Origin of the sequence: Paenibacillus allorhizosphaerae (assembly GCF_042659105.1) — a bacterium.
Taxonomy (GTDB): Bacteria; Bacillota; Bacilli; order Paenibacillales; family NBRC-103111; genus Paenibacillus_G; species Paenibacillus_G allorhizosphaerae.
In genome coordinates this window covers 487,125-500,031 of the sequence record NZ_JBHSRV010000004.1, presented here as the reverse complement: position 1 = coordinate 500,031, position 12,907 = coordinate 487,125, and the positions used below count along the sequence as shown (strand labels likewise).

Below are 12,907 nucleotides of genomic sequence, written 5' to 3'. Positions count from 1 at the left end.
ATGACAGCGACAGCGGTAAAACTTGGGACGCTCTACGGCGTAGGCGTCGGTCCTGGCGATCCGGAGCTGATCACGGTGAAAGCTTACCGGATGCTGCAGGAATGCCCGGTCATCGCCTATCCGAAAAAAAGAATGGGAGCCAAATCGTACGCGCTCGAAATCGTCGAGCTGTACGTCGATGTAGCGGAGAAAGAAATGCTCGGTCTCGTCTTCCCGATGACAAGAGATCAGGCGACGCTTGACCGCGAATGGAACAAGACGGTAGAGCTATGCTGGCAGCAGCTTATGGCGGGGAAAGACATCGCGTTCGTGACGGAAGGCGACCCGAACCTATACAGCACCTTTATCCATATGGCGCGTTTGATGCAGGAGAAGCACCCGGAAGCTCCGGTTCGTTCGGTGCCGGGCATATCCTCGGTACTGGGCGCCGCGGCGCGCCTTGACCTGCCGCTTGCGGACGGAGACGAGCAGGTGGCGATCGTTCCGGCGAACGGAGACAAGGAAGCGATGAGACAAGCGCTGCAATCGCATGACGCGATCGTCTTCATTAAAGTGGCGAAGGTGCTTGATCTGATGATCGAGCTGCTGGAGGAGCTGGGACTGACGGACAAAGCTTCGGTCGTGACGAAAGTGACGTCGCCGTATGAATTGATATGGAGAGACGTCCGGGAGCTGAAAGGGCGGGAGCTTGAATATTTGACGTTAATGGTGGTGCGAAAATAATGCGGCTGCAACCAAAAGTATATATTGTCGGCGCCGGGCCGGGCGATCCCGACTTGATTACCGTAAAAGGGCTGAATATATTGCAAAACGCCGACGTCGTGCTGTATACCGATTCGCTTGTCAGCGAAGACCTGATCGCGCATGCGGGGAGCCATGCCGAAGTGCTGCAAAGCTCCGGCATGGACCTCGAGCAGATGGTGGAGAAGATGGCGTTCGCGGTTCGCGAAGGCAAAACGGTTGCTCGTGTGCATACGGGCGATCCGTCCGTTTACGGAGCGATCCTCGAGCAGATGGTACTGCTCCGGCAGCGGGAGATTGACTATGAAATCGTGCCCGGCGTCAGCTCGGTATTTGCCGCGGCTGCGGCGGTGGGTGCGGAATTGACCGTGCCCGACTTGACGCAAACCGTCATTTTGACGCGGGCCGAGGGCCGCACGCCGGTGCCGGAGCGGGAGAAGCTGCGCGATTTGGCGTCGCACCACTGCACCGTGGCGCTGTTCCTTAGCGCGACGCTCGCCAAGAAGGTCGTCCGGGAGTTTCTGGAAGCTGGATGGTCGGAAGCGACGCCGGTCGCCGTCGTGCAGAGAGCGACATGGCCAGACCAGAAGATCGTCCGGACGACGCTGGAGCGTCTGGATCAAGATCTTCGCGAGGCGGGCATTCGCATGCATGCGATGATTTTGGCCGGATGGGCGCTGGACCCGACGATTGTCGAACGCGATGAGCACCGCTCCAAGCTGTACGACAAGACGTTTACGCACGGCTACCGGAAAGGGGTGCCGGCGCATGAGTAAGCCGTTCGCTGCCGTCGCCATCACGAAGCATGGCGTCGAAATGGCAAGGCAGTTGGTCGACCGATTTCCGGGCGCGGATTTATATTATATGAACAAATTTGCGCGGGGTGATGAGGCGGATCGGGGATACGAGCTGTTCGAGGGCTCGGTTAAGCTCATTTTGCCGGATTTATTCAAGCGGTACAGCGGTATTATTTTATTTATTTCGCTCGGGGCGGTCGTCCGCATGATCGCTCCGATTCTGGAGGACAAGAAGACGGACCCGGCCGTCGTCGTCGTCGACGACCGCGGCGAGCATGCGATCAGCGTCTTGTCCGGCCATCTGGGCGGAGCGAACGAGTTGACCCGTGAGGTGGCGGCGGTTATCGGTGCCCGTCCGGTCATAACGACGGCTTCGGACGTGCAGAAGACGATCCCGGTCGACCTGTTCGGCCGCAGCTTCGGCTGGGAAATCGAAAGCTTCGACAAAGCGACGCCGGTCAGCGCATCTGTCGTCAATGAGGAACGTATAGCCGTTGTACAGGAAGCGGGCGAAACGAACTGGTGGACGTATGATAAGCCGCTGCCCGAACATATCAAAATATACGCCAACGGCAAGGAAGCCGCGGAGGCCGGTTTTGACGCTGCCCTTGTGGTAACGGACCGGCTACTCACGCCGGAGGAGGAGCAGGTGCTGATGCGCAATGGCGTGTTGTACCGGCCCAAGACGCTCGTGCTCGGGATCGGCTGTAACCGGGGAACGGCCGCAGAGGAAATCGAGCAAGTCATTGCGGAGACGCTGGCCGAATTGCGATTATCGATGAAAAGCGTCCGCAATATTGCGACCATCGATTTGAAAAAAGACGAGCAGGGGCTGCTTGACCTGTGTCGCAAATATAAGTGGCGCCTGGACATCTACACGCCGGAGCAGCTGAACACGGTTCCCCTGCCGAATCCTTCGGAGAAGGTGTTTCAATATACTGGCGCCTACGGCGTAAGCGAGCCTGCGGCGAAATTGTCCAGCGGGGCGGACGGGTGGCTGCTGGAGAAGAAGAAGAACGGGAACGTGACGTTATCGATTGCCCGCGTGCCTCATTATGTTCAAATGGAAGTTACTGGATAAGCTTGGACGGCCACTGGTCCGTCACCAACGGCAGGGAATAACGAACATGTACAAGGAGAACAGAAATATGGGCATCATCCAATCGTTACAACAGCGCCGCGCCGTTCGCAGCTACGAACCGCGCGAAGTGGAAGACGACAAAATTTCCACTTTGCTCGAAGCGGCATCCTGGGCGCCTAACGACCGGCTGCGCGAGCCGTGGCATTTTTACGTCATCCGTGGAGAAGCGAAACATCGTTACGAGGAAATCGCCAGGCAGTTTCTGGAGGAGCGGTTTCCTGCAAAGCCGCATTTGGTCAAGGAATCGCTGCTTGTTCTGGACAATACGCCGCTCATTATCGTCGTAACGGCCGATCTCATCCCGGGAGACGACGCCTCTTCCGAAGATAACGAATACGCTGCAGCTTGCGCGATTCACTCGATGTGGCTCGCGGCGCAAGAACTTGGACTCGGCCTTGTGTGGAGAACCCGCGGCATCGGTCTCGTTCGGGATGAAAGGCTGCACCGTTTCATCGGCGCGCCGGACAACCGGAAAATCATCGGTTCCGTTTTCGCCGGTTATCCTTCTGAGGAAACGCCGGCTACCAAACGGTCCCCGTCCTCCGACAAAACGACTTGGCTTTAAACGCAGACTCCCCTCGAAAAGCAGTTAACGTTCATGAGGCGCGTTCGGTACCCTGAGTGCTATTCAGAGACATATATAATAGAAGGGATGCGTGCAGCAGCATGAAGTTCATTTCGGCCGGCCGAAGCATCGTTATTGCAGGGACAGGCAGCGGTGCAGGCAAAACGACCGTGACACTGGGTATTATGGCTGCATTGCAGCGGAGAGGACTGGTCGTTCAAGGGTTCAAATGCGGTCCCGACTATATCGATCCGACGTACCATCGGGCGGTGACCGGCAGAGCGTCGCGAAATTTGGACGGATGGATGCTCCCGCATGAGGCGGTGCAGGAAATATATTGCCGTGCTTCGGCGGATGCGGATGTAGCGGTGATCGAGGGCGTCATGGGCTTTTACGATGGAAAAGACCCCCTGTCGAACGCCGGAAGCACGGCGGAAATCAGCTTGCTGCTGCGGAGTCCCGTGCTGCTTGTGGTGAACTGTCAAAGCATGGCCCGCAGCGCAGCGGCGGTAGTCAAAGGCTTTCAACTGCTCGACCCGCGCGTTTGGATCGCCGCGATATTCGCCAACAAGGTAGGGAGCGAGGGCCATTACCGGATCGTAAAGGAAGCGATCGAGCAGGCGTGCGGCATTCCGGTCATCGGCTATTTGACCAGAGACGACGAGCTGACGGTGCCGGAGCGGCATTTGGGGCTCGTCCCTTCGATTGAACGCGGCGAACTTGGGGGCTTGTTCGAACGGCTCGCAAGCCGTATCGAACAGGCCACGGATTTGGACCGGCTGCTTGAGCTTGCAAGCGAGACGGAACAAGTGGAATACGAGCAGCCCTTGTTGTTTGCCCCGCCAGTACAGTCCGATTCTCAGGAAGTTACGATTGCCGTAGCCCGGGATGCGGCGTTTCATTTTTATTATCCGGAAAATATCGAGCTGCTGGAGCTATACGGCGCCAGGATCCGTTATTTCTCCCCGTTGGCCGGAGAGCCTCTGCCGGAAGCGGTCGACGGGCTTTATATCGGCGGAGGATTCCCGGAGGAATTTGCCGAAACGTTAGGCAGGCAGGAGCACGTGAAGCAGTCGATTCGCCAAGCGGTCCAGGACGGTCTCCCTACACTGGCCGAGTGCGGTGGCTTTATGTATTTGACCGAAGCGATCGAAGACACGCGGGGAAGAAGCTTTCCGATGGTAGGGGTTATACCGGGCAACGTAACGATGCAGCCCAAACTGGCGGCGCTCGGTTATCGCGAAGTGACCGGCATGGAAGGCAATTTCCTGCTTGGACCCGGCGAATCGGCTCGTGGGCACGAGTTTCACTATTCGACGTTTCAGCAAGGTGCGGAACGGCCTGCCGCTTATATAAGTAAGGGACTGCGGGGGACGAAGCCGGAGGGATGTTTGTTGCATCAGCTGGTGGCGGGGTATACCCATTTACACTTTGCCTCCCGGCCGGAAATGGCACGAAGATGGCTCGACGCATGTGCCGCGTACCGGAAACGGAAAAACAGTGCCGCGAAGCACTGATAAAAACAACATGGCCTTCCATTATTCCTTTCTTGTGATAAAATGTGGTAAATCCACGCTGGAATAGAAAGGATGGGTTGTTGCGATGAGAAGGCTGCAGGAAGAAATCATAGCTAAATTATATGTAAAGTCCGAGATTGAACCACATGATGAAATCAAGAGACGGGTGCAATTTTTGAAGGATTACATGCGGGCAACAGGCAACAAAAAATTGGTTTTAGGCATATCCGGCGGTCAAGATTCCACATTGACGGGCAAATTGGCTCAACTCGCAGCAGCGGAGCTGCGGCAGCAGACAGCCGATGATGAATACCGGTTTATCGCCGTTCGGCTGCCTTACGGCACGCAGAAGGATGAGGCTGACGCACAATTGGCACTCCTTTTCATTCAGCCGGACCAAGTGTTCACGTTTAACATCCAGTCCATGACGGACGCTTTTGTTCCCGAGTTTGAAAAGGCGACAGGTACACCGATCCGGGACTATGATAAAGGCAACGTCAAAGCGCGCATACGAATGGTGGCGCAATACTTGCTCGGAGCTTTCGAGCAGGCGCTTGTTCTAGGCACGGATCATGCGGCGGAGGCGGTAACGGGGTTTTTCACGAAATTCGGAGACGGCGCCGCAGATCTTACTCCTTTAACGGGACTAACCAAGCGGCAAGGAGCGCTATTGCTGCAAACGATGAATGCGCCCGAAAGATTGTATACGAAAACGCCTACCGCGGACCTTCTGGATCATCGTCCGGGACAAGCGGACGAAACGGAGCTTGGCATCGCCTATGACGCGCTGGACGATTATTTGGAGGGCAAACCCGTTTCGAACGAAATAGCGGAAAAAATCGAGAAGCGGTATAGGCAAACAGAGCATAAAAGGGAACTGCCGGTGTCACCATTCGATACATGGTGGAAATAATTTTCCGCTTTTGAACCTAGATCATTCAATTACCTCATAGGCAGGTTGCCGGCAGAGTACTGCACGGCAGCCTGTTTCTTTTTCTCGTTGTTCTCCATAAACCATGCTAAAAGTAATTTTATTTAAATCATCACATTTTCCAAAATATGATTAATCCGTTGTAAACGAGTAAACAATATTGTTAAGGATACCTGCTTAACGGTAGCGCTAAGCGAAGCGATGGTAGGGCACAAGATCGGTTTAAAAGGGGAGAGCGTTTATTAGAAGTCATATTACGAAAGCCTTTGAAGAAGTGCAAAAGGCAAGGGAGCAATTGCATCACCTGGATTTCAAGCAATGGAAAGCCGACTCTTTGTTTACATGGGAATGGTTTCTCCTTGCCGGTTTAACAACGATTCCCCTCATCATTTGGTGGAAAGTGCTGGATAAGAAAAGAGCATATGAAATCGCTTTTTACGGCTGCATGATTAACATCATGGCCATCATTTTAGACGATTTTGGTACGAACCTCTCTTGGTGGGGATACCCGATCAAATTGCTTCCTACCATCCCACCGCTGCTTACGGCAGACTCCATTTTAGTGCCGATCGTCTTGATGATTGTGTATCAACGGTATTCCTCAAACTGGAAATCCCATGTAATTTCCAATCTGATCATAGCGGCTCTAGTAGCTTTCATCGCCGAGCCTATCTTTATATGGATCGGATATTATGAGTTAAACTCTTGGAAATTGATTTACTCTTTTCTATTTTACAATGTTGCTTCTTCGCTAGCCCGGTTCATCGTAATTAAGATCGGTAAAAAAGTTCCCGCTTAGGAACGAAAACTGTGAGCATAATGAAAGAGCCTCCAATCCGGAGGCTCTTTTCAAGAAAAAGCGGCACCTTCATTCCAGGCGATGGAAGCGCGGATGGTGCGGCGTCAAGAACAAACACAATACTATTTTTCTCAAGCGAATCTCCTTTTATTGGGATACGAGTAGTGTGTGTCTAAATCAGTCGTTTATTCAAACTCGTTTTGGCGTCCTTTCATCGTTAGTGGATGCGTTTCGCATAAAACTGTAGTATAATTTGGAAAATCTTTTTTTGCGGGGGCTGGGGAAACATGGAACAATCTGCGGGTTTCACGAATCTGGGCGCGACAGAATTAAACCGTCTTTACGCTTCGCTGAAGGAAACATACGGCGAGTACAAGCGGCGGAACATGAAACTGGATATGTCCAGAGGCAAGCCTTGTCCCGAACAGCTCGCACTTTCCAAAGAAATGCTCGACATATTGTCTTCGAACGATCTGTTAAAGGCCGAGGACGGCTCGGATTGCCTGAATTATGGAGGCATCGACGGAATCCCCGAAGCTAAGCGGCTGTTCTCTCAAATGATGAACGTGAGCGAGAATGAGGTTATGATCGGCGGCAATGCCAGCCTCAATATGATGTTTGATGCGCTATCCCGAGCGATGCTTCATGGCGTTTACGGCAGCGAGGTGCCCTGGGGGAAACTGCCGAAAGTCAAATTTTTATGCCCGAGCCCGGGATATGACAGGCATTTTTCCATTTGTGAACAGTTGCAGATCGAAATGATCACGGTAGATATGCTGCAGCACGGACCGGATATGGATATGGTGGAGAAGCTTGCGAGAGAAGACGACTCGATCAAAGGTATCTGGTGCGTGCCCAAATACAGCAATCCTGACGGCATCACGTATTCCGATGAAACGGTCGACAGACTTGCGCGCATGCATACGGAAGCATCCGATTTTACGATATTTTGGGATGACGCCTACACTGTCCATCATTTGACGAACGAGCCTGACCCGCTCAAAAATATATTGGCCGCATGCAAAACGGCGGGGCATCCGAACCGCGTTTATATGTTCTGCTCCACCTCCAAAATAACGTTTCCCGGTTCCGGCGTTGCTGCGCTAGCGTCGAGCGAGGCTAATGTGAGCCATATCCGAAAGCAAATCTCCGCACAGACGATCGGCCCCGATAAAATAAACCAGCTGCGGCATGTTCGTTTTCTGCAAAATATCGATCATATCCATGCTCATATGAAAAAGCATGCGGACATCATTAAACCCAAATTCGATATGGTGCTGCATAAGCTAGAAACGGCACTGGGTGGGAAAAATATCGCATGGTGGAATAAACCGAACGGGGGTTATTTCATCAGCTTGAATACGCTGGACGATTGCGCGGCGGAAGTCGTTCAGATGGCGGCGGAAGCGGGGGTCACCTTGACCAAGGCCGGGGCAACTTTTCCTTACGGGAAAGACCCGAGAAATCGCAATATTCGAATCGCTCCGACGTTCCCGTCGCTCGAAGAACTGGAGGCGGCCATCGATATTTTGTGCTTATGCATACAATTGGTAAGCATTAAGAAGTTGCAAGTTCAACGATAGCTTACTATAATTGATGCAGCCGTACATTGACTGCTCGGTGCGGAGGGGGAGGCCCCAGAGCCGGCATCGTAAATTGTTGATCCAAGAAATGTAGGTGAACAAATGGATCAATTCGCTAAGGTATTACACTCATTTCATCTTAGCGGTGACGCTATCACCCGATTGAGCGGCGGACAAAATACATCGATCCGCGTTCAACATGCTGTATTAAAGCCTGTAGAGGACGAGCGGCATTACGAATGGATGCTTCGAATTATAGAGAAACTGTCTCCTCGAGAATACAGATTGTCCAAGCCTATAAGAAGCGTGAACGGGACTTTTGTAAGCGAAGGATGGATTTGCACCCGGTTTGAACAAGGGCATGAAGCAAAAGGACGCGTAGAAGAGAAGCTTCGGGTTTCACGATCGTTTCACCGCGACCTTTCTCACATATCCGCTAAGGACTTCCCTCTAGCCGATCACCCCTGGTCCAAGTCTCATCGGATCGCATGGCAAGAAGACGGATTGCCGCATGATATGCCTAAAGAGGCGCATGACGTATTAACCGGTTTGCTTCGCAAGGTAAACCGCGACGGACATTATAAGATGCAGCTGATCCATGGCGATTTGGCAGGAAATATTCTTTTTGATGAAACGCTGCCGCCCTTGATCATCGATTTTTCACCGACGATCGCCCCTGTGGAATATGCCGAGGCTATCTTGGTGTGTGACTGTATCGCATGGCAGGGCAGCACCCTTTCTGAGCTCCGTTTGCTTCCCGGTGACGAATTTTACAAAGAAATGATCATAAGAGCCATTATCTTTCGATTATCGGTTTCCGCTATATTATCGAAAGGCAATATTACGCCATTTTTTCAAGACTACAACGCCTTCAAGCCGATTATCGATGACTATATTTGATGTGATCTGGCAAAACCCCGCAGTTTCAAGAACAAACCAGTCTACCACTTTTTACGTGGAACGGCTGGTTTTTTATTACACCTTGATAACTTTTCATGGAGTTAACATTACCTGCTGTTAACTTTCGTTAGGTTACGGAAAAAACGTCCCAACTTATAATAAAAAAAATATGAACTGCTGAAGGGGAGGGCTGTTGTGTTGTCAAAATCATTTCGGAAAATCGGATGGCTGCTGGCCATCGTTATGGTTGTGAGTCAGCTTGGCCTTACGGCGCCTTATGCGAATACCGACGCGGCTGGACCGTACTCACTGAAAGCCGTTTCGGTCGTTGCGGCTACGGGAGGAGACCATGTTCTTGTCGTTTTGGAGGACGGTTCCGTGCTTGCGTGGGGAGAAAACAGGACGGGGCAAATCGGCAATTCCACGGCCGGAAATACATATTCGGTAGCGATGCCCGTTTACGAACAAAACGGCGGCTTGAAAAGATTATCTAATGTCGCTGAGGTAGTCGCCGGCGCGCAATTCTCACTGGCGCTAAAAAAAGACGGGACGGTCTGGTCGTGGGGGATGGACGCCAGCAGCGAATTGGGAAGGCCGACCGACGGATATGTCAGCGCAGTGGCCGGGCAAGTTCAAGGCTTGAGGGATATCGTTCAAATATCGGCAGGAGATACGCATTCGCTTGCGTTGGACAAGGACGGCAACGTCTGGGCTTGGGGGGACAATTTGACGGGCGGGCTGGGTACGGGATCGATGGGTGCACCGCAGTCCGTTCCGGTCCGGGTCATGTCATTGACGGATGTCGTTCAAGTATCGGCAGGCACGCTGTATTCCTTGGCCTTGACAGCGGATGGGAAAGTGTATGCATGGGGTTATAACGGCAATCGGCAGACGGGTGACGGCGTAAATACGAATCAGCCCAGATTAACGCCCGTGAATGTGAAGAAAAGCGATGGCCAGCCGCTGTCTGGCGTCACGCAAATCGCTGCCGGAAGTTTTCATGGTTTGGCGATTTTGAACGATGATACTGTCTGGAGCTGGGGCTCCAACAGTTTTGGGCAGCTGGGGAGCGGTGACCAAAGTCTTGGCGTAAGCGCGCGTCAGGTCATGCTCGCCCCGAACGTTCCATTGAACGGGGTGAGATCGGTCGGGGCTGGGAGAATGCACTCGCTAGCCATCCGTCAGGACAAAACTTTATGGGCCTGGGGAAGTAATAGCAATGGTCAGTTGGGTAAAGACCCCGCATTAGCTTACTCCGTTTATCCGCTAAAGATGACGGAGACGGAGGATGGCTCACAGGTAATGGGGGTGCGGAGCGCCGGCGGCGGCAATGAGCACACGACCATAATGAAAGAAGATGGGACGGTCTGGGGCGTCGGCAGAAACGACAGACAACAGCTAGGCGGAAACCGAACGGAGGGGGCGCTGTCCAGGCTGTTCCAAACGACACTGGCAGTACTTTCCAAAACGTACTGGACGAACAATCCGTCGGTTCCGGTCACGCTAGGCGAATCGGCGAATGTTATGCTGCAATTGGCCGATTACTGGGGAGGGGCGGTGAAATTCGGCACCGATAGAGTCACGATGGAGGCAAGCAGCGGGACGCTCGGTCCGGTCAACTACGCCGGAGACGGACAGTTCACCGCCTCGTTTACGCCGAACCAGCTTGGTGAAACAGAAGTGAAAGCGAAAGTGAACGGGCTTGACGTACCTGCCAAGCTGAAACTCCAGACATACGGCGTTCCCGACATGAATCAGTCTTCGATTCATTCGAGCGCAAGTATAGCGACAGCCGGGATGGGTAGCGTGACGTTGACGGTATACGTTCGCGATCAAATGAATCATTTATTGACGATGCCCGCCGGCAGAATCGGCTTCTCGACGACTCTGGGAAATATTCAGGCGCGAACGGTTACCGGTGCCGCTTACTACCAAGCCAGCCTTTCTTCGACCGTTACGGGTACATCGACTGTGACGTTCTCGATCGACGGCCAACCGTTCTTAATAACGACCGTTCGTTTTGCGGCCGGCGATCCCAGCAGCGCACACTCGGCCCTGACGGCGAATCCGGATCGGCTTCCTGCTGACGGCGCAAGCTCGACGGAAATTGTTTTGTTATTGAAGGACGCTAACGGAAATGCGCTTACGCAAAGCGGCGGGGCTGTTACGTTTGAGACCGATTTGGGGCGCTTCACGAATTCAGTGACGGAGACGACTTACGGGGTCTATCGAAGTAACCTAGTATCCGATGCCCCGGGCGCAGCCACCGTAACCGCGAAGCGAAACGGAGTCACAGTATCCGCGCCGGTTACCGTTCATTTCACTAAAACGATCACCAGCGTCGCTTTCGATACGAGCGACTACGAGCTCGAAGTCGGAGAAACATCGCAAACGAAGGTTCATGCGTTGTATAACGACGGCAGTCAAACCGATATAACGGCGATGAGCAGGTTTGTTATACAGGATAACGGCATAGCTAACGTTAGTGCGAATGGTTCGTTAACGGCGGTTGCGGCAGGCTCTACCGTGCTAACAGCCACGTATGGCGGGTTCCAGGCGAATGTCGCGGTGAAGGTTAAAGCGAAACCTGATCCGGAGCCGATAGTGGATGGCATTGGGTTTGCAGCGGGCAGCTATGAGCTGGAAGTCGGGGAAACGGTGAACCCTACTGTCACGGCGCATTACGCGAATGGAAGCGAGAGGGACGTCACCGCATTCAGCCAGTTCACGGTGCGAGACAGCGGCGTGGCGCAAGTGGGCGGTGACGGAATGGTAACGGGCGTCGCAGCGGGCTCCACGGTGTTGACGGCCACGTATGGCGGATTCCACGCAAATGCGGCGGTGAAGGTAAAAGCGAAGCCTGATCCGGAGCCGGTAGTGGACGGCATTGAGTTTGTTGCGAACAGCTATGAGTTGGAGGTTGGGGAAACCGTAAGCCCAACGGTTAAAGCGCATTATACGAACGGGAGCGAGAGGGACGTTACCGCATTCAGTCAGTTCACGGTGCGAGACAGCGGCGTGGCGCAAGTGGCAGGAAACGGAACGGTAACGGGCCGCGCAGCGGGCGAGACGGTGCTAACGGCCACCTACGGCGGGTTCCAGGCGAACGTGGCTGTGAAGGTGAAGTTAGCAGGCAACGGCGGAGGAACCGATCCTGGAACGGATCCCGACCCAGAAACAGACCCGGGCTCAGGAACGGATTCCGGCGCACCGCCGGCCACTGGAACAGACTCGGGCTCCGGAACAAACCCGGATTCCGGATCAAATCCAGACCCCGGAACGACGAATCCGGGAACGAATCTTCCGGGTGGAGGCGAATCCGGAACGCCTGCGCCGTCCGAAACGATTTCTTTTTCCGATGTGGCAGGGCATTGGGCGTACTTCGATATTCGCCGGGCGGCACAGGCGGGAATGATCTCGGGTTATCCGGACGGAACGTTCCGGCCGGAGGAGCACGTCACGCGAGCAGAGTTCGTCGTGATGCTGAGCCGCTTGCTCGGATTGCCCGAAAGTCAGGCCAATCGACAGCCTGTGTCGGGTGAAACATGGCCCGAATGGGCGAACGGGGCGATCGATCAGGCGATGGCCGCCGGCATTGTGTCCGGTTACGAGGACGGTACGTTCCGACCGGACAGTATGATTACCCGCTCGGAAATGGCGGTTATGTTAATGCGGGCGGCCGCTTATGCCGGGTGGACCGTTCCGTCGTCCGGAGGTAACCCGATCGGCGCATTTTCCGACGGAACGTCCGTACCGGAATGGGCGCGCGATGCGTTTAGCGCCGCCTTGAACGCGGCTGTACTTGTGGGCGATGATACGGCCAGTCTGCATCCGCTCAATTCGACGACACGCGCCGAAGCGGTAACGGTGTTGCTTCGCCTGCTTGAATTACAGATGAAATCATAATTGCGAAAGTCCGGCAACTCGCGTGCC

General features: G+C 53.9%; 10 protein-coding genes. All 10 read left to right on the top strand.

What is annotated here, in order from left to right:
• The 10 genes from cobI to ACFQI7_RS18565 all read left to right on the top strand — a co-directional run bounded on the left by cobI (position 1) and on the right by ACFQI7_RS18565 (position 12,880).
• On the top strand, positions 1 to 723 hold the full coding sequence (gene cobI, locus ACFQI7_RS18610) for a precorrin-2 C(20)-methyltransferase (RefSeq protein WP_218098321.1): 723 nt from the start codon (positions 1 to 3) through the stop codon (positions 721 to 723).
• Positions 723 to 1,517 carry a precorrin-4 C(11)-methyltransferase gene (cobM, locus tag ACFQI7_RS18605; RefSeq protein ID WP_218098320.1) on the top strand — a complete coding sequence of 265 codons (795 nt, stop codon included), beginning with the start codon at positions 723 to 725 and terminating at the stop codon, positions 1,515 to 1,517. Before cobI ends, cobM begins: the two co-directional genes overlap by 1 nt.
• On the top strand, positions 1,510 to 2,619 hold the full coding sequence (locus ACFQI7_RS18600) for a cobalt-precorrin 5A hydrolase (RefSeq protein WP_218098319.1): 1,110 nt from the start codon (positions 1,510 to 1,512) through the stop codon (positions 2,617 to 2,619). The genes cobM and ACFQI7_RS18600 overlap by 8 nt, the downstream gene beginning before the upstream one ends.
• Positions 2,620 to 2,686: 67 nt before the next feature.
• Positions 2,687 to 3,244, top strand: a complete 558-nt coding sequence (locus ACFQI7_RS18595; protein WP_218098318.1) for a nitroreductase family protein — start codon at positions 2,687 to 2,689, stop codon at positions 3,242 to 3,244.
• Between the two features lie 101 nt (positions 3,245 to 3,345).
• Positions 3,346 to 4,761, top strand: a complete 1,416-nt coding sequence (locus ACFQI7_RS18590; RefSeq protein ID WP_218098317.1) for a cobyrinate a,c-diamide synthase — start codon at positions 3,346 to 3,348, stop codon at positions 4,759 to 4,761.
• 85 nt (positions 4,762 to 4,846) lie between these two features.
• Entirely contained in the window at positions 4,847 to 5,674 is an 828-nt protein-coding gene (gene nadE / locus ACFQI7_RS18585; protein ID WP_218098316.1) for an ammonia-dependent NAD(+) synthetase, read from the top strand.
• Positions 5,675 to 6,026: 352 nt separating this feature from the next.
• Positions 6,027 to 6,491 carry a CBO0543 family protein gene (locus tag ACFQI7_RS18580; RefSeq protein WP_218098315.1) on the top strand — a complete coding sequence of 155 codons (465 nt, stop codon included), beginning with the start codon at positions 6,027 to 6,029 and terminating at the stop codon, positions 6,489 to 6,491.
• Positions 6,492 to 6,778: 287 nt separating this feature from the next.
• Positions 6,779 to 8,074 (top strand): aminotransferase class I/II-fold pyridoxal phosphate-dependent enzyme, encoded by a 1,296-nt coding sequence (locus ACFQI7_RS18575; protein ID WP_218098314.1) that lies wholly within the window; start codon positions 6,779 to 6,781, stop codon positions 8,072 to 8,074.
• A 285-nt stretch (positions 8,075 to 8,359) separates the two neighbouring features.
• Positions 8,360 to 8,974 carry an aminoglycoside phosphotransferase/kinase family protein gene (locus ACFQI7_RS18570; RefSeq protein WP_218098313.1) on the top strand — a complete coding sequence of 205 codons (615 nt, stop codon included), beginning with the start codon at positions 8,360 to 8,362 and terminating at the stop codon, positions 8,972 to 8,974.
• Between the two features lie 198 nt (positions 8,975 to 9,172).
• Complete coding sequence (locus ACFQI7_RS18565) at positions 9,173 to 12,880, top strand: RCC1 domain-containing protein (RefSeq protein WP_218098312.1); 3,708 nt, start codon at positions 9,173 to 9,175, stop codon at positions 12,878 to 12,880.
• Positions 12,881 to 12,907: the final 27 nt, after the last annotated feature.